This is a genomic window from Roseateles microcysteis, assembly GCF_036880965.1.
GTDB lineage: Bacteria > Pseudomonadota > Gammaproteobacteria > Burkholderiales > Burkholderiaceae_C > JAUASW01.
In genome coordinates this window covers 406,148-426,544 of sequence record NZ_JBAJMV010000001.1, presented here as the reverse complement: position 1 = coordinate 426,544, position 20,397 = coordinate 406,148, and the positions used below count along the sequence as shown (strand labels likewise).

The following is a 20,397-nucleotide window of genomic DNA, read 5'->3' as shown; positions in this document are numbered from 1 at the left end:
CGGTGCTCTCGTCATCTTGTTATCACCCCACAACAAGACGAGAGGCAAGAATGATTCGCAAGATCTTCCATGGCGCGCGCCTGAGCAGCAATCACTTTCGGGATGGCACGGTCATCGCACTGATCCTCTGTTGCGGCCTGGCCTGCGCGGCGGATGCCGTCAATGCAGTGCGCCATCGCATTGATCAGCCTTCGCAGCCACTGGCTGAATCGCTGCGCGCCATCGCCCGGCAAACCGGTATCTCCGTCATCTTCGATCCCGACAAGGTCAACGGACGAAGCGCTCGCGCAGTGTCGGGACAACTGACGGCAGAGGAGGCGGTGGCGCGGGCCTTGGAGGGCTCAGACCTGGTGTTGACGGTGATGCCGGACGGTCCGATCGTGATCCGGGCTGCGAGGACCTCGCCAGCCTCTGCTCCCCGTCCATCGACTCCGGCCGGCAAGCCAGGGCGCGCGGGAGAGTCTGGCACCGCTCCCGTTGCGGTCCTTGCGCAGGCTTCTCCTGCAACGCTGACCGATGCTGCGCGCGGGAGGGCCGCCGACACCGCTGCAGCCCCGACGTCGCTCACGCGTGTCGAGGTCACCGGATCCCGCCTCAAGCGCATCGACGCGGAGGGTCCGACGCCGGTCAATGTCTACACCCGGGCGGATATCGAGCGCAGCGGTCAACCGACGCTGGATCGCTTCTTGAGCGGACTGAACGAGGTCTCGATGAACCCGGGTGAGGGCGGATCAAGCCAGACGAACGGGCAAGGCTCGGTGCAATTGCGCGGGCTGCCGCTGGGATCGACGCTGGTGCTGGTCAACGGCCGTCGATTGCAGGCAGCGGGGTCGTCGCCGGGCAACTTCTTCAATCTCAGCGTGATCCCCATGGCGGCCGTTGAGCGGGTCGAGATCGTGCCTGTCGGATCGTCTGCCGTGTACGGCGGTGATGCGCTGGCAGGCGTGGTCAATATCATTCTCAAGAAGCAGATCGATGGCATCGTGCTCGACGCGCGGGCGGGCTCTGCCAGAGGCGTTGGCGACGGCAGCGTGTCCCTGGGCACGGGCGGCACCGATGAAACGGGCTCGTTCCTGGTGCTGGGCTCTTACCGCAAGGCCAGCCCGCTGACGATGTCCGAGCGCGGGTATTTTTCAGATGGGGACTACCGCCGCTTCGGGGGCGTGGATGGTCGGACGCGGTTTTGCACGCCAGGCACGGTGAGCAGTTCGACCGCCGCGAATCTGCCGGGTTTGAACAGCACCTTCGCTGGCATCCCTTCGGTTGTAGCGGGGCAGCCGCTCACCGTCGCCAGCTTTGCGGCGACATCGGGCCAAGCGAACTTGTGCAATTCGATGGCCAATGGCCACGGCAGTGCGCTGGTCCATGGCTTCGAGACCTTCGGCCTGCATGCCGGTGGCGAGCGTCATCTCAGTGAGGCCTGGACAGCGTTCGGCGAAGTGACGCTGGCGCGTGAGCGGCTCCATGCCGAGCAGGCCGGCCTGCTGCTCAACAACGTCCTGGTACCGGCGACCAATCCCTACAACCCCTTCGGTGTGGCGGTGCGCGTCAACGGCCGGCTTGGATTGGAGAACGGTGCGGAAACCTTGCACCGCGAGACCGACTTCAAGCGCATCCTGTTGGGGGTTCGCGGCGATCTGGGGCCGGGATGGGAGTTGGAGGCGACCGCCTCGACCACGCGGGACGATGGACTCAATACCCTGTCCAACACCACCGCGAATGTGGCCGCGCGCACCGCCGCGCTGGCGTCTTCGACGCCGGCCACCGCGCTCAATCCGTTTACCGCTGGTCGTGCGGCCAGCGACGAGGTGCTGCAGGCGATCTGGCAGGACTCGAATCGCGATGGGCGTGGTCGCAAGGACCAGGCCAGTGTGTTCGTCCGCGGATCGGCGCTGACCTTGCCCACAGGCAGCGTTGACGTCATCGTCGGCGCAGAAACGGCACATGACCGCTACCTCTCCGCCATCCGAGGCGGCAACAGCGTGGGCGGTAGCCGTTCGAACAGCGCGGTCTACGGCGAGGCGCGGATACCGCTGTGGAGGGCCGACGCTGCTGCCGGTCCTGCGCGGGATCTGGCCGCGCTCACGGTGGCCGCGCGCCGGGACGTCTACAGTGACTTCGGTGGCGCCAACACCTACCAGGCAGGGATCGAAGTTCGGCCCACGCGAGGCAGCCTGCTGCGCGCGTCCACGGCCACGTCTTTCAAGCCGCCCACGCTGCTGCAGACGAATGTCAATGACGTGTCGCTGACCACGGACGCCTATGCCCTCAGGGATCCCCGGCGAGGCAATGCACTGATCACGGGCGGCGAAGTCCTGCGGACGACGAATAGGAACCTGAATCCGGAGATGGGTCGGGCCATGTCGCTCGGCGCGGTGTGGGAGCCCGAGTCTGCCGCAGGTACCCGGCTCGGCCTGTCCGCCTGGCAGGTCAGGATCAATGGGTTGATCTCGCTGCTGTGGCCGCAGACTGCAGTGGACAACGAGGCGCTGTTTCCCGGCTTCGTTACGCGCGCACCGACGGTCGGCGGCGTACCCGGCGCGATCACTCGCGTGCTTTATGCCGAAGTGAATTTCGGGAAGGTGGACACCGCCGGCGTCGATATGGAGATCGCGCATGCCTGGAAGACTGCGGGCGCGAAGTGGACTGCATCGGCCAGTGCCACCCGCACCAGCAAGTACGACGTCGCGCTGGCGCCAGGAGCGGCGGTGACTCAGCGCCTGAGCCTGCGTGCAGTCGACTACTGGGCGCCCAAGTGGAAAGGCCGGATTCAGGCAGGGGTCGAGCAAGGTGCCTGGGGTCTGGGCCTGACGAGTCGCTACCTGGGGGCCTACCGGGACATGGCGCCGGACGGGCGGGCCCTCGGCAACTACTGGGTTCATGACCTGTCGGCCTCCCTGGACTTGAAGCGCTTCGGCCTTGGCGTCTCTAACCTCAGGGAAGCGCGCCTTTCTTTGGCGATTGCCAACGTCGCCGATCGCCAGCCCGAGTACGTTGGCACCTCTCCGTACTACGACGTCACCCAGGCGGACTGGCGCGGGCGCTACACGACGCTGCGTGTGTCGCTGAGCTGGTAGCACGAACGCGCTGCCCCGGGGCGGTAGTTGCGACCGCCTGCATTCCGTACTGGCTTCCTACCCCCTCATTCTCTGTCCCGGCCCTGTGCCGAGATTGCGCCATGCTGTCTAAAAATCTCTTCAATACGCTTCTTGCGGGCAGGGTTTGGCTCTGTGTTCCGAGGGCGCTTCTGCTGGTGCTCCTGCCGGCGCTCACCGTGGGGCTGGCCAGGCCATCGATGGCAGGCGTCGGCCCGAGCGTGCAGGAAGTGATCGAGTTCACTCGGATCATTCAACCTGTCAAGCTCGACGACGACACGTTGCAGACCCAGATCTCGCCGGACGGCGAGCAGCTGTTCATCGTCACTCGCAAGGCGGATGTGGCGACCGACAGGAACCGATTCGATATCTTGCTGATGGAGGTGTCGCCCGCGCGGCTCGCGGCCCTGAAGGGGCTGCCCCCGGCGCCCACGCGTTTGGTGTCGGTGGATGCTGTTCATGACAAGGCCGATGCGCATCCTTCCTTGCGGGATGCTCGATGGGTCGGCAACCGGACGATCGTCTTTCGGGCTCGGATGAACGATGAGCCGTACCAGGTGTACCGGGTGGACGTGCTCACGAGGAAGGTCTCGCAACTGACCTATGCGCCGCTGGGCGTCGTTGCCTTCGATGTGCCGGATGATCTGCGCCGGGTGATCTACCTCACCTATGAGCCCAATCCCGCCATTGCGCCCGGTTCGCGTAGCGTCATTGCCGGCGCTAAGTCGTTCTGGAGTGTTCACAGTCAGCAGGACAACCTGGAGGCGCAGCTCCGGCGATACCAGTTCTATCTGGCGGAGGCGGGATCGCGCACGCCGGCGCGTGCGCTCGGCACCTCGTTCGCGGAGAGTAGCAATGGAACACCGAGGGCCAGCATTTCGCCGGACGGCCGTTGGCTGCTGCTGCCGAAGTACCGACCGGATCGCCAACTCGCCTGGGGCAAGCTGTATCCGCCCGTCGCCGAAGCATCGAAGCAGGACAGCCCTTCCTTGATGCGGGATCCTCTGGGCTACTACTCGCGGCCGGCGAGCTACGTCACGCGCCAGATGATGGTGTATCGGCTCTCCGATGGCCAGGAGCGTGCGGTGATCGACGCACCGGATGACTCGCGGGGCGGCAATCAGCAGCGCACCGATCGTTTGTGGCTGGACGGCGGTCGGTCGGTGGTCATTGCTGGTACCTACCTGCCTCAAGGCGGTGGTGCCGGGGCGGCCAACGACGCGGCCTCGCACATCATCGAGTACTGGCCAGCCTCCGGCGAGTGGAAATCCATCGCGGTGCTCAAGCAACGCTTGCAGAACGCGCACGCCATTGCCGGCACGGAGGGCGACTTCATCGCGATCGATGGCGACCAGCGGCGCGTCTTCAAGCGTGACCCGAAAGGGGGCTGGCATGAGGCCTCGGAAGCGGCGTCCGGACAGTCCCAACGCCTGGACGCACCGCAGTCCTGGCGCGTGCTTGTACGGCAGGCCTTGAACCTGCCGCCTGACATTGTCGCGACGGGGCCATCCGGCCAGGAGGTGCGCCTGACCGCGCTGAATCCGCAGTTCTCTGCCGCGCAATGGGGCACGATGAAGGAGTTCAGTTGGACGGACGCGAAGGGCAGGAGGTGGGACGGCGGCTTGATGGTGCCTGCCGACTTCAATCCCCGCAGCAAGTACCCCTTGGTGATCCAGAGCTATGGATTCTCGGCGACGCGGTTCTATCGGGACGGTTCGAACATCTACGACGGTTTCACCAGCGGCTTTGCCGGCCGCGCATTCCTGCGCGAGGGCCTGCTGGTGCTGGCGCTGCCGTGGCGAGCCTCAAGCGGCGCACCGAGCGACGAGCACGGGTCCATCGTGGCGTTCGGCGATGGCGTGCGCGCGGCCATCGAGGCCCTGGTCGCCGAGGGCCTGGTGGACCGTGAGCGGGTAGGCATCTTGGGTTGGAGTGCCACGGGGGTTCGGGTGCTGAACCTGGTCACCTTCACCGATGTGCCGATCCGCGCGGCCACGATGATGGACGGTGATTCCAACACGCTCTACTCGATGACGATCACCTATGCGGTGACGGATGGGATCCAGGCGATGAAGGAGAACGCGAACCAGGGCGGGCCGTTCGGTGAATCCCGGGAACGCTGGATTCGCAATGACCCCTCGTTGCACACCGACTGCGTTCGGGCGGCGCTGCGGATCGAGTCTTACAGCGTCGAGCCGAAGAACAACTGGGACATCTATGCGCTGCTGCGCCGGCAGTACCGGCCCGTCGAACTGATCAAGTTCCCGGAAGGCGCCCATGCACTGTCGCGCCCCAGCGAACGGATGATCTCGCTGCAGGGGAACGTGGACTGGTACCGCTTCTGGCTGAAGGGGGAGAGGCGCTCCGAGCTGGTCATTCCCTCGGAGACTGCCGAGAGCCTGAAGGAGCAGTACGCACGGTGGGACCAGATGCTGCCGATGAAGGAGGCTGCCGATGCAGCGCCGCGGTGCGACCGTGTCGCGTCCCGCAATTAGGGCCTGAGATTTCGGCCATGTCGGCGTATCAGGCGTTCACAGCTGGCGGCTTGCCGCGTTCGCTTTCTCTTGAATGCTTCGGCATTGATGGAGGAGGGCATCGAAGGACTCGACCTCATCGAGAAACAGGCCGTCGTCAACCATGTGTTGGTAGTCGGTGGCCAACTTGGCCAAGGCACTGTCGTCGGGGACGAGTTTCAGACCTCCCGAGACCGCAGCTTGGTAGTCGATCGACTGGCCGTCCGGACCCTTCTCTGCGAAGAAGATGCTCTTGTGATCCGCCACCGCCTTCGCCAGCGCGGTGTCCTGGATGGCTAGGTCTGCAATACCTGCGGCGTCCAAGCGGGTCACGTCATGCCAGTGGCGGGCGAACCGGTCGCCGCCCCGAAAAACCCCTTGAGCGCAGAAAACGTGAATCGCTGTGGCCTTCTCCCAGAAGGTCCGTTCGGCGCGCATCACCTGCGGCGTCGCCTCGGGGAACTTCACGCCCTGCAAATGAGCGGCGGCATCGCAGACAACGGCGCGCTGCTCTGACGGCTCGCCCGTGGATCGAGCGCCGAATTCGAGCATGACGGCCGGCGGCACGTAGCCCGTTCCCGAGACCAGTGGCGTGTAGTCGATGAACACCTTGTCGTCTTCTGCCCGGGCTGTGGCCGGCAGGCCATGCTGCTGCAGGTCCTGCTGCAGCCGCGGGACGACTTCGGCCGCCACCCAGTGGGCCAGGCGGGTGCGTATTTCCTTGCTCCACCTCTTCTCCTGACTCTTGGTGGCCGGGAGCGGCGTGCCCGCATCGCCGATCAGATCGCCGGCGATGGCGCGAATGTCATAGGTGAGATCCACGTCCTCTGAGAACCGCTGGATGACGCCATAGGCCTTCGACAAGGAGGTGCCACCCTTGAAGACAAGGTGAGGCGCATAGGGCGCGGCGAAGACATGTCGCAGCGACCACACGACCCAAACGTCCTTTTCAAGGAGGTGGGGAGGGCGGCCGGACGCATCGGCGGCCTGCGCGAGTGCCTCCAGGCGCTCGTTGGCCGAGAGCTGGAAGAACTCAACCATGCTGTACCAGGGCGCTGACCTCCTGCGCCATCCACGTCGGCAGGCGCGCACGTGCAGCTACCACTTCCTTCATCTCGGACGGCGGCAGTTTGGCGCGCAATGCCCGCAGCGCTTCGCCGGCCTTCTCCGGCCCCAGCCAGGCCAGGGCCCGCACCAGGTCGCCGGCGGCTCGGCCAGGAAAGATCAACTGCCACACCGGCGCATGCCGAAGCTCCACCGTCTGGGCGCCCAGCTTCAAGCGGCGGCTGGGGCCGGACGTCAGGTAGACGGCCCGCATCGGCACTTGGGTGGTGAGGCCCAGTGCGTTGGCCGCCGCCGCACCATGCGACACGATGGTTTCCGCGCGCTGGCTCGCCAGCCCTTCGACCATCTTGGCGGTCGAAGGGGCCCTGGAACCGAACCGGCTCTCAATCGGCAGGACATAGATGCCGCGGCCAGCGCGCAGCAGTGTGCCGCGTTGCACAAGGCGGGACAGAACCTGGTCCACCGCGGCCCGGCTTCCCAGATGCAGCAGTTCCTTCGCGACCAAGGGGGTGCCTTCCGGCAATCCGGCGGCGTGCTCCAGAACCTGTTTGGCGAGGGTTTGCATGGGGATGGCTTTCAACTGGTAGAAGTATGAACGAGTTTCTGACAGTTTTCAAGCGGCTGCGGATGGCGGGGCTGGTATTGCATCCAGCTTGCATCGCAATTGACAGATGTGGTGCTGCGGCCCCTGCCATGCCTGGATACGTTGTCGTCGGCCTGCGGTCACGGCAAGGATTTCGCTTGCCACTGCGCTGGAGAAGCGGGCCATGTCTTGCTCCGGATGGTCAATGGGCACCTCTTCCAGTCGTCGCACGTGAGCGCGCGCCAGCCACTGCAAGTTTTCGCACAGTGGCCTGCACAAGCTTTCGATGGTGCCACGTGCAGGCGGTGCGTAAGGTCGTGTGCTCATCCACAAGGACCTGGCATGCACCACTTTGAACTCATCAGCAACATCCTTTGCCCGTTCACCCAGCGGGCGGCCATCCAGCTCGCCGAGAAGGGCCTGCAAGCCCGGCGAACCTACATCGATCTCGCCGACAAGCCGGCTTGGTTCATCCAGCTCTCGCCGCTGGGCAAGGTGCCGGTGCTGCGCGTGGGCGGCACCGCTGTCTTTGAAACGGCCGTCATCTGCGAGTACATCGAAGAGGCGGCCATCGGCCAGGCGCCCATGTGGCCGGCCCAGCCGCTGGATCGCGCTCGCCACCGCGCCTGGGCCGAGTTCGCCTCGACCGTGATCGCCGACGTGTTCGGCTTCTACATGGCCCCGGACGAGGCCGCCTTCGAGCGCAAGCGTGCGGAGCTCGCCGGGCGCTTTGCGCGGCTCGAAAGCCAGCTGGCTGGCGCGGGGCCGTACTTCGATGGCGAACGCTTCGGCCTGGTCGACGCCGCATTCGCGCCCATCTTCCGGCTGCTGGAGACCTTTGATCTGCTGGCGGACTTTCGGCTTCTCCAAGGGCTGCCTGCAACAGCCGCCTATCGTCTCCAGCTGGCAGCGAGGCCGAGCGTGCACGCGGCCGTCGTGCCCGACTACGGGCAGGTCTTCCTGCGCTATCTGGCCGGGCGGGGTTCCTACATGGCACGACTCGCGGCAGCCGCCGTCGAGTCGACCTCAGTTGAGGCCTGACATCAGCCGGGACGATCGCGCGATCTCCTCGGCCAGCGCCGCGCTCGCACGGCGCATGCGCGGCACGCGAGCGACATCCTCGTGCATCAACAGCCACAGCGGCTGTGCCAGCTCGTCCAGCGGCGGACCGAGCCGTACCAGCTCCGGGATCGACCCGCCAACGAAGCAGGGCAACACGGCGCAGCCGATTCCCGCGCGCGCCGCCTGCGCGGCGCCGAGCAAGGTGTTCGCGCGAAACCGCACCTCGTCGGCAGCGACGTTGCGCGCCAGCCAGCTTCCGGGCGCACTGCAGGCCAGGCCTGCGTCGAAGCCAACCCAGGGCAGACGGGCCGGCGGCGTCGACGCATCGCGCGTCCCGGCCAACTGACGCGGCGCATAGACCGCCATCGCCACGGTGCCCACCTCGCGTCCGCGCAGCGTCTCCTGCGGCGCCCGGGTCACGCGAAGTGCGATGTCCGCCTCGCGCTGCGCCAGCGAGATCACGTCGTTCGACACATGCAGCTCAAGCTGCAGCCCGGCATGCGCCCGGCAGACGGCGGCCAGCACGTCGGGCAGCAGGTACTCGGAGACCGCATCCGGCGCCGTGACGCGCACCGGCCCGTCATGGCCCTCGTCGCGCCCGCCAATACGACGCTCCAGGCTGGCGACCTCGTCTCGAAAGCGAAGCGCCAGCGCCCTGACTTCTTCGCCCGCCTCTGTCGGCCTCAAGCCACCCGGGGTGCGCTCGAACAAGCGCGTTCCGAGCCGCCGCTCCATCAGCTGCAGACGGCGCGACAGCGTTGGATGGCTGACATGCAGCGTGGCAGCCGCGCCGGACAAGGTGCCACTCTCCATGATGGCGAGGGCAATACGCAGGTCGTCCCAATCAAAAGCGGAGGTGCGGCTCATGGCTGCCATTGTCGCTGCACGCATCCGAGATGTTGACTCCCGATTCGCGGACCGCGCAAGCGCTCGGCTCTGCAAACAAAGTCCGCAATGAAAGCGGCTGGCGTCAGTCAGCTCGACGTAGTCAATGGCCGTAGCCGCTACATGCTCTCGCCTATTGCGTGTTTCGGGCGCTCGTGCCCATCTAATTCGGTAGCAACTGGACTGAATTGCCCCGGGTTTCGTGGAGGCCATTTGGTTTAAGTTGGGCCGCCATGGACATTTTCAGCAACAGGTTGTCTGCTGTCCATGCCACATTGAGGCGTAGATACCGCCGCGGGCGAGCAGCCGTGCGTGGTCGCCTCGCTCGACGATCCTGCCCTCTGCCAGTACGGCGATCTCATCGGCATGCTGGATCGCCGTGAGCCGGTGGGCGATTGTGATTGTGGTGCGGCCGACTGAGATCGCCTTGATGTTCTGCAGGATCGCGCGTTCCGTCGGGCCGTCGAGCATCGAAGTCGCCTCGTCGAACACATACACCAACGGGTCTTTCAGGATCGCGCGCGCGATCGCAATCCGCTGGCGCTCGCCCCCTGAGAGTTTGAGTCCGCGCTCGCCAATGGCCGTGTTGTAGCCACAGGGGAGGGCGGCAACGAAGCCGTGCAGGCCGGCCAGACGCGCGGCATTCTCGATCTGCAAAGGCGTTGCGCTTTCCAGGCCAAGACCGATGTTTGCAGCGATGGAGTTGTTGAACAGCGCCAGGTCCTGCGGCACGACGGCAATCATTGATCGAAGCTGGGCCACTGGAAGGGTGTTGATCGGAATGCCGTTGAGCGCGATGCTGCCGGCGTCGGGTTCGCAAAGTCGGAGCAGGAGTCGCACAAGGGACGATTTGCCGCAACCGCTCGCGCCGACGACGGCGATGGATCGGCCCGCCGGCACTTCCAGAGTGAAGTCATTCAACACCGGTCGGCCACCGTCGAACGCCAGTCGGACGCCCCGAAAACTCACGGTCACAGCTCGGCGCCCAGCTTCCGGGTCATCAATCGCGTGATCGCCGTAACGGGAGTCAGTGTCGACTGCGTGCTGCCTCTCCTGCATTGCCTCAGTTGGCGTTTGAAGAATCTCGATCAGGGGACGGACGAAGGCGAGTCCTTGGGACACGTCGCGCACCGCGCTGCACAGCATCTCAAGTGGGCGAACCATCTGCAGCATGTAGAGGTTGGCCAGCACGAAGCCCCCAACTGTGAGCGTCCCTTGGGACACCGCGTGCACGGAGATGGCGAGGGATGTGGCCAGGCTCAGGGTGAAGATCACAGTGACCGCGACACCTATGGCCGTGCGCGTCCGATGCAGGCGCATCCAGCACGCTTCCAGGGCGCGAGAGAGTTGCGCGAAGCGATCGACGGTGCTGCGCTCGGCGCCGAAGCACTTGATGGGTTCGTAGTTGATCAAGCTGTCGGCCAGATGCGAGTGGGCGTCGATGGTTGCCTGCGAAACGGCACGTGCGGTTGCGCGCAGCCGGGCCATGCGCAGGCTGATGGCGATCGAGAGCGCGACCGCGGTCATTGCAAAGCTTGCCGTCATTGCGGGAAGGCCGAGTGAGACCAGTACGAGCGCGACGGTCACGCTCTCGACCATCACGGGCACGACGCCATTGACGAGGCTGGAGAGAATGATCTGATAGCCTGAAACGGCCTGCAGCAGGCTGTGTCCCAAGGCCCCACTTCGCCGGGCCAGATGAAAGCTCAAGGGCAAGTCGAGCAGGTGCTTGAAGTAGCGCAGGCGCAGCCCCGCGTAGAGGCCTTGCTCCACAGTCCCGATGAGCAGGGGGCGGATTTCGGTGACGAGGCGGCCGATGCTGAGACATAGCAGGTATGCGAAGCCAAAGCCTGCGATGCCAAGTCCCGTCAAGGTGGTGTGGGGCGCCTGAGTACTGCCGCCACCGCTCGCGGTATCAATCATCTGCTTGAGCATCAGCGGCGCAATGCCGGCAAGGACGCCGCCTGCCAGAGCCATTGCGTTAGCCGCAGCGATGCGTCGGACCATGCCCGGATTCATTCCATCGAACAGCAGCCGAAGGGCGGAGCAGAACTCTTTCAGTGACGGCATGACGGCACTTTTCCGGTGGGGACGGCTTCGCTACTGCGTCCAGCGGGAGAGCCAGGCCTCGACGGCGACCAGGCCATGGATCTGGCTGGGAGAACAGGTCAACGTCGTCGGTCTACCGGACAAAAGCTCATCTACCTTGCGTCGGTCAAGGATGCCGCGGCGGCTGAGTTCACCTTCAAGCAGCAGATCCCTCACGAGATCGATGTTGGTGTCCAGCACGGCCTTGATGTGTTCCTCCATCCCGCCTTTGGAGCGGCGGTTGGCGATTTGCGGTGGCAGATCCGCCGCGAACGCGGTCCGGGCCAGGGCCCGTCCCCGTCCGCCGTGCGCCAGCACATAGGTCGGCAGTCGAAGGCACAGCTCCACCAGTGGCTGTGAAAGCAGGGGGTAGACCAGTTCCGGCGCCAATGCCTGTTCGAAGGGGTCGTAGTAGCCGACGGGATGCATCAGCGCCACGGTCTGCATGTACTTGCCGATCGGCAGGAGGAGGGCCCCCTCGGGCAGTGCTGGATGCATGTAGCGCTGGTCATCCGCGTGTGCCGATATCCAGTCGCGATCCAGCAAGGGGTGCTGCATTCTTGGCAACCTCGCCGACAGATCGGGGCGCATGCGCTCTCGCACAGCCAGCGCAAGCGTGCGCCAAACGGACAACTTTCCCAGCCGGGCTGCGTCGAGTGCGGCAGCCGGCAACCCAGCATCAAGGCCGTTGTCGTGCAGGTAGTCTGCTGCAGGCCACCAGCGGGGCAACTCATAAAACAGCGCATCGCCTCCCGCGCCGGTGAACATTGCGCTTGCGGCGTGGGCGGACGCCAGCCTTGCGTCAGTGGCGGTGTTCATGCCGCCCACATAGGTGACCGGGTTCGGCATGCGGGCAATTTGCAGTACGCGCTCGATCCGGAACCCCAGGTTGCGCTCGCTCAGCAGCAGGTCGCGCCCGACCCGGCTCGCGGCCATCAGCGCATAGGGACGTTCGTCGCTGTCGGCGCCTGGCGAGTGGTAGTTGACGCAGATCACGTCGGCAGGCGTGCTGCCAGGGGCCAGGCAGCAGAGAAGGATTGACGAATCGACGCCGCCGGACAGGCGAAGCAGCAGGCTGTCGTAGCACGACGCCCACGCACGCGTGCAGGACCGCACGGCCTGACCCAGCAGGTGGCTCGCTTCGGCGATGTCGTACCTTGTCGGCGTTCGGGCGATATCCACGGCGCTCCAAAGCAGGACCGATCGATCCGTGTCGAGGTCGAGAATCTCGCCGGGGAGGACTTGCGAAATGCCGGCCAGTGCTGTCTCACGACCACCCAGCGGGCCACGTAGCATCTGAGCCGTCAGGACATTCCAATTGACAGTGGGGCGCTCCGAGGGACCAAGCATCTGCAAGGCATCCTCAAGCCAGGAGAAGACGATCGAGACGCCCTGATATCGGAACCGGAAGCAGGGCAAGGTCCCGCTCGGATCTCGCATGACCAGGTTGTCCCCTGCGGCATTCCGAAGAAGTGCCACGTAGCGGCCCCAGTAGCGGTCCACCAGGACGCGGCCGCTGCTTTCGAGAATGCTGGCCGCGTCCGTGCAGTTGATGCTTGCGCTGGGCGCTGCGGTCGAATCGAGCTCCGCGCGTCGAAACAACTTGCCGAAAACCACCCCCAGCCCGCCTTGCAGCGGCCAAACCTCGTTGATGCCTGGCCTTGTTCCCGTCGCGAAAACATGAAGGCCCGGTCGCAGCAGGGCGGCATTCCAGTCGGCGTTCTGCTGCCACCCTAGGCTGAAGCGCTGAGCCACGGCAGCAGCTTCTGGCGACGACTCTTTCCAGGCGAGGGCGACATATCTGAACATGCTGGCAACGCTCGGGCTATACAACAAGGATCGGACGGAACTGACGAACGTACGCGTGTTGATCGTTCAACACGGTTTTGCCGCATTGCACCCATGAGTGCGCGCCGAAAGGACCTACCTTGACCCCAATGACCCAGCGTGGGGCGAATCCCTCTTTGGCAAGAAAGGTGACGAGCGTCAGTGAGTCCAGCAGGCACTTCTCTCGCGCTGTGAAGACAAAGGGCCGGAGCGCCTCGTAGGCAGCCACCCCTGACCTCATGCCCTGAAGCGATTCAGCCTCTGGCATGAGCAGCTGCGCACGGCGAGCGGCAATCGAACGGGCGACCGTCTGCAAAGAGTGGTATCGCAATCCCCACGCCGCGATCGCGACGCTGGTCGTGAACTGGAGGAGGCGTCGCGTGCCGAAGTTGCGAAACGCTGGCGAGACCTCAACATCCATCGACGCTGTCGCGTCCTCGAGGTTGATCATCGGTGGTGGGTCGGACAGATGCTTGGTCAGAATTCCTTGGGAGAGGAGACTGCGCGCACCGTCAGCGAATGCGTCTTGCCGCGTCTCAGCGTCTTCGGCCATCCCGGTGTGTACCGGCCAACCGTCGACGCGGCCAGCCAGCGCCCGCGATACCGATTCAGTGACACCAAGGTAGCGGTCGCGTTGCAGGTCGAGCAGGATGACGCCGCGGCCGCAATTGCATGCGCGGATATGGGATGCGAGTCTCAGTCGATCCGGGGATATGGCGTCTGGCATCGATCCCTCTGCCAAAGGTAGGGCCCATCGGTGCCGCCGCGGGTGAGGCTCGCGGCGGCGTACAGGGTGCTAGGCACGAACTGCGGATCGCGGTTCGCGCCTAGATCTGTCAGGGCTCAAGGCGCCCGGGGATCGACAGATCCTCCTCGGCGTAGATCACATCCGGGAAGCCCATGGTCAGTGCCTTGGCATCGCCGAGGTCGACGACTTGCGGCTCCAGTGCCGCTTGTGATTGCTCGTTCATGATGAACTCCTTCAAGTTTCGGTTGAGTCCGATGCCCTTTGGCCGGATTGCCATCGGGCGACCTGAAGTTAGTCCAAGCTGCCGACACGGTCGATGGATGCGAGGCTGCGATATGGATCGTTCGGCTGCCGATCCCGGGGCCTGACGCTGGGTCAGCGGAGACAAATCCCAGGCGCCTACAGCATGCCAAGCACCCTGTACTTGTTCGGCTGTTTCGATCATTGCAGTGGAGTTTTTATGAAAACTGCTGATCGCATAGCCAGTTAGGTGAGGGTTTGACTCACGGCATCGTCATACATGCATGGGAGTTGAAAAATCAGCGGAGGGCGCGCAGGGCGCCGGGGCGACGGTATGGAGTCTGACCTGGCAGTCGATAGCTGGCCGCGACTTTCTCGCGAGCAAGAATCTGATTGCGAGAATTCGAGAGCGCCTGATCCGCGCGCATCGGTCACCCAGCAAGGTGCTCCTCTACTTTGTCATGCTGCCATCGGAGATCCATGCCGTCGCGCGGATCGATGGCGGCGAATCGGTCGCAAGCATTACCCGCTCATTCAGCCACGTTTTGTCGCGATGGGTGCGCGAAGCGCAGGCCATGCGAGGTCCAGTGTTCGCCGGACCCTGCCATATCGAGCCCATCATGTCCGAGGCGGCCCTGCGCAGTGAAATCCGCATGTTGGCATGGCGACCGGTGAGACGGACCTCATGCAAGATCGCCACGCATTACCCGCATGCGGCACTTCGGGTTGCCCTGGGGGCCAAGGCCGGCGAAGGCTTTGATGCCGGGCCGTTACGCGCAGTATTTGGAGAGTCCAAGGCCGAGGCGCGCGCTGCGATCCGACGCTGCATTCGCAGGGCGCCGACGGACGATGAGTGGCGGGTCTGGGAGCTGATGCGCGGGCTTGAACTGCCGGAGGAGCATGTTGGATCTGAGCAGGTCAAGGTGGTGACCAAGCCGCTCGGCGTCGTCGCGGCATCCTTGATTGTGGCTGGAGGGAGCTTTCGCATCGATGATGCACTCCGTCTGCTCGAGGCGTGGGTGACAGCGAAGATTCATCCAGGTCGCAACATGGGCCATGCCAATCGATCTAGCATGTTGACTGTCCGAGGGCGTGCTTTGGTTGCCTGTCTGGCTGTCAGCCACGGACTTTGCTCAGCAGCGTTTGTGGCTCGACATTTTGAACGGGCGAAGGGCACGCTGAGCGAGCAGATGAAAGCGTGTCGATCACGTCACGCAGATCGGCTGATCCTTGCAACACCCCTTTCCCGCATCCTCGAAGAATCGGCTGCTCTGCGCGCCTCGGATGGCAGTCAACGGCATTGCGCGTGCAACCGGCAATGATCGCCGCTTGTCGCGGACGAGGACGTTTGACGTGACATGGCCCGATGGCCGTGGCCCGGGCCAAGATCAAGCCAGGTTGCCATTGCAGAGCATCAGCACAGTAGGATGCTGCGTCTGAGAGCTTTGGGAGAACAAGATGGCCTACGGGGATCGCGAGGAGAATCGATCGGTCGCGCTCTATTGGGACTTCGAGAACTTGCATGCGGGCTTGGCGGAGGCGAAGTTCGGCGAGGGCTACTACGCTAAACCTGACACCAGGTTCAAGCCGCAGGAGCCGCTCGTCGATGTCCAGGCGGTGACGGAGTTGAGTGCCTCCTTCGGCCCCATCGCAATCAACAGGGCCTACTGCAACTGGCAGTTCTACGGCCGCTATCGGGATGCTTTGCTTCAAAGCGCAGTTGAGCTCATCCAGTTGTTCCCGCCGGGCGCGTCCGCGAAGAACGGTGCGGATATCAAGCTCTGCCTCGATGCGACGGAGGACATCAGCCGCTTCGGGCATGTCGGCACGATCATCATCGTCGGTGGCGATAGCGACTTCATGCCCGTGGCGCAGAAGATCAAGGCTGCTGGAAAGATCCTGATCGGCGTCGGCACGCGCAGGAACACCAACCGCCATTGGGCAAAGAGCTGTCATGAGTTCAGGTATTACGAGAACTTGGTTGAGGATGACGTCGCCGAGTCGCTTGCCAAGCCAAACATTGGTCCCGCCGCTCCGCCTTTACCACCCGCCGACCCCGCAGCCGAAATCCTGAAGCGAGCCATTCGTCTGCTTGCTGAGACCAAGGGGGAGCCTTGGGTCAACAAGGGATCGGTCTGGCACATGGTCAAGCGGCTGGATTCGACGTTTGATCCCAAGGACCATGGTCACGCAAATTTCGCGGAAATGGTGAAAGCCTTGGATGCCTTGGTGGAAGTGCGAAAGGGCGACTCGGATCACATTGTTCGCCTCAGATAGGAAGCCGACACCCGTGGACGTAGATTTCGCGACTTGGCGAGACGCTGAAAATGCCCGGATGGCGAGGCGGTCTGGTCCCGATCATCCCGGCCCTAGTGTGAAGTTGGTTTGCGTGCACGGCTCCACTGTTCCAGGTCCGATAGCCGCCATCCAACGGCCCGGCTGGACAGTTGCACAGGCGGGGGGAATTGGCAAGCAGCCACAAGCCGATAGATTGTTGATCGGCCGAGCCCAGTCATCTGCCGGACCGCTGCAATTCGGACGAAGCGCGATGCCTGCGGATCAACGCCACCGGCATCGCTTGGGACGGGGAGAGCACTCATGGCCAGACTCCATCGGTGATGTTGTTTCAAGCGTAGGCCCGGTTGGCGGATAAGCGCACGATGACTTCTATCAATAATCAGTCGACGGCCATCAGGGGAGGTGGCCGTCAAGCAGCCAGGGAAGTGGAGGCACTGGCCACAACTGACGAAGGCCGCCACACGGTCGCCCCAGTGCTGACCAACTTCAAGAGCAAGTACGCCACTGACTGGTCGCCGTACCTGGGCAAGAAGTGGACCGCCAGCTGCGACACCGCGCTGCCGGTGGCCGAGTTCAAGCGCCTGGCCGAGAAGATCACCACCCTGCCTTCTACCTTCAAGGTCCACTCGTTGGTCGAAAGGGTCCTGGCCGCTCGCGCGGCCATGGGCCGGGGCGAGGTCAACATCGACTGGGACATGGGCTAGCACATGGCCTTCGCCTCCCTCGTGGCCAGCGATTACCCGGTGCGCCTTTCCGGTGAAGGCTGCGGTCGCGGCACCTTCACCCACAGCCATGCCGTGCTGCACGACCAAAACCGCGAGAAGTCCGAGGAAGGCTGCTACATCCCGCTGCAGCATGTGGCCGAGGGGCAGGCACCCTTCGTCGTCATCGACTCGATCTTGTCCGAAGAGGCGGTGCTTGCATTCGAGTACGGCTATGCACTGGCCGACCCGGTGACGCTGACGTATTGACGGCGTTCGAGGCACTGCATACAGTATTTACTGTATAAAAAGACAGTCCTATTTTTGAGATTCGAGGGAGCTTTCATGGGTACCAACACAAGGTCCACTTCCCGCGGAGTTGCCTCGCTGGCGGGCAAGACTCTCCAGAGTGGGACGGCAAGCGTCCGGCGCGCGTCAAGCTACTTGTCGCCTGAGTCATGCAGCTATTGGTTGTTTAGTGATCCCGCTTGACGACTTCGTGCCGTTCAAAAATCACGTTAACGATCTGCGCAGTCGAAGTCATCCGTAATCCTGCTGAGAGGGATTACGCCGAACCGCGGACTTGGGCGAGTAGCGCGCGCTTGACGCAGCGTCGATTTCAAGAGCGGTCGTCGACCAGCAGCAGTTATTCTTAGGTTTTCCATGGACTTAGCGCTCACTGGTCAAATCGGCATCCTCGTTTCGTAGATCACTTTTTGAGCGCAATTCGCACATATTTACAAACCTACCCACAAACCCGACCTGTTAGGTCTTACATCAGGTGGAACCCTGCATGCAGTCTTGAGAAGGCTCATTTGGAGCATTAGCTCTAGATCTCCACGCTAATATCCGCACGCCTCAACCTGCGCACTGGTTTGCTTACTTGCTATGCCCATGACGCCCGTTCTGTCGATTGCTTGCATTTCTCTTTGCTTGACATTGCCTGCCTTAGCGCAAGATCAGCAGCCAAGGAAGCCCGAGTCGACAGATGAGAAGGCGCCCCCCAAGACGGCGGCCAAGCCTGAGTCAGAGCCTCAGAAGCTTGATCGCGTCAATGTCTCTGGGAATGCGAATGACGACGACGCGCGTCGCGCTTCCACGGCGGCCAAGATCGTCATCGGTCGCGAGGAGCTCTTACGGTACGGGGACAGTTCGGTCAGTGAGCTGATGAAGCGTTTGCCCGGCGTCACCACAGGCGGCGTGGCTGGCCGCGGAGGAGATATCCGGATGCGAGGCATGGCAGGCGGCTATACACAGATCCTCGTCAACGGCGAACGTATGCCACCAGGTATGTCTCTGGATAGACTGCCTCCTGAGCAAGTTGAGCGCATCGAAGTAATGCGAGCGCCAACGGCTGAATATGGTGCCCAGGCCATCGCAGGGACTATCAACGTGGTGCTCCGTCAGGCACCGCCGCGCCTAGTCAATGAGCTTAGATTGGGCGTGTCTACAGAGAATGGAAATTTGAGGCCGACGCTCAACTGGAGCCGAAACGACAAGCTCGACGATAGGGGCATCAAGACCTACAACCTCACCGTCAACGCCCAGCAATCGGACTTCAGCAACGAGAACCATGGGCGCAGCGATGTACACGACCTGCGCAACGGTCAAGACAGCGTAATAGAGACTCAAGGCCGGAACGAGAACCACAGTCGCGGGCTTAACGTGAGTGGCAGGCTGCAGTGGAAGCCGTCGAACCGAGAGTTGCTGGCGATATCTCCCTTTCTCAATGCTGGCGATGGCAAAGGAGCAGGGGAATACCTGCGAACGCAGACTCCTACGCCGCTCCCTGGCGACCCACTATCGCGCTTTGATCGGTATCGCAATACCTTTAAGAACAACTTCTCTGGCGCGGGCCTGGGCGGTCAATGGCACACCGGCATTGGGAGCGACGGCAAGTTGGAATCAAGCGCGACCCTGGGGCATTTCGGAAGCACACTCACGAACGACACCAGCGAGTTCAAAGGCGCCACTTTAGTGACTGCGCGTCAAGATCGTAGCCAGTCCAACAATGGCAATTGGAGCCTGCGCAGTAAGTTCTCTCAACCGCTGATGGAGGACCACAGCTTCGTCGCCGGAATAGAGACTGAGGGGCGGAGCATGAAACAGGACCGCCGTTGTACGGAGAACGGACTTTCCTGCGACTACCTGCTCGACTTCGGCGATCAGCTCGACGCAGGCAGTCGTCGCTTGGCTGTCTATGCCCAAGATGATTGGAACGTGGGTAAGCAGTGGTCGTTCTATGCGGGCATTCGCTGGGAGGCTATCAACACGGAAAGCACAGCAAAGAACTATGACGTCAGCAACACCTCTCGGGTGTTCACGCCCTTGTTCCATGCACTCTATAAGTTCAGCGACGATCCCAAGAAGGGCCGAGATCAAATCCGCTTGAGTCTCACGCGCAGCTACCGCGCGCCCGAACTGAACGACATGATTGCCCGGCCCACAGTCAACTCGCTATACCCTTGCCCATCCGGCGGGCGCTGCCAAACAAGCAACGAGTTTATCTACGCAGATTTCGCAGGCAATCCGCTGCTAAAGCCCGAACTGGCGACCGGTATTGACGTCGCTTACGAACAGTACCTAAGCAAAGGTGGGCTGCTAAGTGCCAACATTTTCTTGCGCCAAATTAGCAACTTGGTGCGCCGAATGACGGAGTTGGAGAACGGCGTGGCTTGGTCCGATGCTCCGCGTTGGGTCTCCCGCCCACGCAACATCAGCTCAGCAGTGACGGCAGGTCTTGAGCTCGAAGCCAAGTTCCGCCTTGACCAGTTCATTGCAGACGCCTTGCCCGTCAACGTACGCAGCAATCTAAGCCTCTACAAGTCATCGGTCGATGGCATCCCTGGTCCGCACAACCGCCTGGCTCAACAGCCACGCTTCGTCGCGAATCTTGGCGGCGACTACCGATTGAAGGGCTTGCCGCTCAGCTTGGGCGCGAGTCTCAACTACACGCCACTGACAACACTGCAACAGACACAGCAAGTTGCGTCCCGCAACTCAAAGAAGCAGGTGCTGGACGGATACGCCAGTTGGAGCTTCGACACCAACACAGTGCTACGCCTCTCAGCAGCCAATCTTGCGCCCCTGGACTATCAGAACGACAGCTTCACCACTACCCCGGACAAGATCGTCAATGGCCGTAGTTGGGGGCGCACCTACACCATCTGGACCTTGAGGTTGGAGATGAAGCTCTAGCCAGTTGCGCATCTTTCATAGACCCCGGCGCACCAGCAACCGACCTTGATAGAGCTCAATGTGTCGTCGCACATCAGGCGCCGCTCCCACAGCC

Annotated in this window: 14 protein-coding genes and 1 pseudogene; 7 read left to right on the top strand and 8 right to left on the bottom strand. The window is 63.1% G+C overall.

Features of this window, described 5'->3' with window-relative positions; genetic code table 11:
- Window positions 1–50 precede the first annotated feature (50 nt).
- Both V3596_RS01965 and V3596_RS01960 read left to right on the top strand, forming a co-directional pair.
- A complete protein-coding gene (locus V3596_RS01965; protein ID WP_334275906.1) occupies window positions 51–3,077 on the top strand; it encodes a TonB-dependent receptor in 3,027 nt (1,008 codons plus the stop codon).
- Between the two features lie 101 nt (window positions 3,078–3,178).
- Window positions 3,179–5,590, top strand: coding sequence for an alpha/beta hydrolase family protein (locus V3596_RS01960; protein ID WP_334275905.1), 2,412 nt, complete (start codon window positions 3,179–3,181; stop codon window positions 5,588–5,590).
- A gap of 36 nt (window positions 5,591–5,626) precedes the next feature.
- On the opposite strand, the gene V3596_RS01955 is transcribed toward V3596_RS01960, so the two are convergent.
- On the bottom strand, window positions 5,627–6,649 hold the full coding sequence (locus V3596_RS01955) for a nucleotidyl transferase AbiEii/AbiGii toxin family protein (RefSeq protein ID WP_334275904.1): 1,023 nt from the start codon (window positions 6,647–6,649) through the stop codon (window positions 5,627–5,629).
- A complete protein-coding gene (locus V3596_RS01950) occupies window positions 6,642–7,238 on the bottom strand; it encodes a DUF6088 family protein (protein WP_334275903.1) in 597 nt (198 codons plus the stop codon). The genes V3596_RS01955 and V3596_RS01950 overlap by 8 nt, the downstream gene beginning before the upstream one ends.
- 360 nt (window positions 7,239–7,598) lie before the next feature.
- Between V3596_RS01950 and V3596_RS01945 the strand changes: the two genes are divergently transcribed.
- Complete coding sequence (locus tag V3596_RS01945) at window positions 7,599–8,297, top strand: glutathione S-transferase family protein (protein WP_334275902.1); 699 nt, start codon at window positions 7,599–7,601, stop codon at window positions 8,295–8,297.
- On the opposite strand, the gene V3596_RS01940 is transcribed toward V3596_RS01945, so the two are convergent.
- The 5 genes from V3596_RS01940 to V3596_RS01920 all read right to left on the bottom strand — a co-directional run bounded on the left by V3596_RS01940 (window position 8,283) and on the right by V3596_RS01920 (window position 14,089).
- Window positions 8,283–9,185 carry a LysR family transcriptional regulator gene (locus tag V3596_RS01940; protein WP_334275900.1) on the bottom strand — a complete coding sequence of 301 codons (903 nt, stop codon included), beginning with the start codon at window positions 9,183–9,185 and terminating at the stop codon, window positions 8,283–8,285. The two genes, V3596_RS01945 and V3596_RS01940, sit on opposite strands and share 15 nt — an antisense overlap.
- A gap of 261 nt (window positions 9,186–9,446) precedes the next feature.
- Window positions 9,447–11,273 carry an ABC transporter ATP-binding protein gene (locus V3596_RS01935; protein WP_334275899.1) on the bottom strand — a complete coding sequence of 609 codons (1,827 nt, stop codon included), beginning with the start codon at window positions 11,271–11,273 and terminating at the stop codon, window positions 9,447–9,449.
- Between the two features lie 30 nt (window positions 11,274–11,303).
- Window positions 11,304–13,100 carry an asparagine synthase C-terminal domain-containing protein gene (locus tag V3596_RS01930; RefSeq protein WP_334275898.1) on the bottom strand — a complete coding sequence of 599 codons (1,797 nt, stop codon included), beginning with the start codon at window positions 13,098–13,100 and terminating at the stop codon, window positions 11,304–11,306.
- A 16-nt stretch (window positions 13,101–13,116) separates the two neighbouring features.
- The gene (locus tag V3596_RS01925; protein WP_334275897.1) at window positions 13,117–13,845 is read right to left on the bottom strand and encodes a lasso peptide biosynthesis B2 protein; all 729 of its coding nucleotides are present in this window, start codon (window positions 13,843–13,845) and stop codon (window positions 13,117–13,119) included.
- A 109-nt stretch (window positions 13,846–13,954) separates the two neighbouring features.
- A complete protein-coding gene (locus tag V3596_RS01920; protein ID WP_334275896.1) occupies window positions 13,955–14,089 on the bottom strand; it encodes a rubrivinodin family lasso peptide in 135 nt (44 codons plus the stop codon).
- Between the two features lie 301 nt (window positions 14,090–14,390).
- Between V3596_RS01920 and V3596_RS01915 the strand changes: the two genes are divergently transcribed.
- Together V3596_RS01915 and V3596_RS01910 are read left to right on the top strand one after the other, a co-directional pair.
- Window positions 14,391–15,428: a hypothetical protein gene (locus V3596_RS01915; RefSeq protein WP_334275895.1), complete on the top strand. Its 1,038-nt coding sequence runs from the start codon at window positions 14,391–14,393 to the stop codon at window positions 15,426–15,428.
- A 136-nt stretch (window positions 15,429–15,564) separates the two neighbouring features.
- Window positions 15,565–16,383, top strand: a complete 819-nt coding sequence (locus V3596_RS01910; RefSeq protein WP_334275894.1) for an NYN domain-containing protein — start codon at window positions 15,565–15,567, stop codon at window positions 16,381–16,383.
- 92 nt (window positions 16,384–16,475) lie between these two features.
- Here the strand turns inward: V3596_RS01910 and V3596_RS01905 are convergent, their stop codons facing one another.
- Window positions 16,476–16,706, bottom strand: a complete 231-nt coding sequence (locus V3596_RS01905; protein WP_334275893.1) for a helix-turn-helix transcriptional regulator — start codon at window positions 16,704–16,706, stop codon at window positions 16,476–16,478.
- 135 nt (window positions 16,707–16,841) lie between these two features.
- On the opposite strand from V3596_RS01905, the pseudogene sucA reads away from it, so the two are divergent.
- Both sucA and V3596_RS01895 read left to right on the top strand, forming a co-directional pair.
- Window positions 16,842–17,366, top strand: a pseudogene (gene sucA, locus V3596_RS01900) (2-oxoglutarate dehydrogenase E1 component); the annotation flags it as partial.
- Window positions 17,367–17,999: 633 nt separating this feature from the next.
- Window positions 18,000–20,303, top strand: coding sequence for a TonB-dependent receptor plug domain-containing protein (locus tag V3596_RS01895; protein ID WP_334275892.1), 2,304 nt, complete (start codon window positions 18,000–18,002; stop codon window positions 20,301–20,303).
- The last annotated feature ends 94 nt before the right edge of the window (window positions 20,304–20,397 follow it).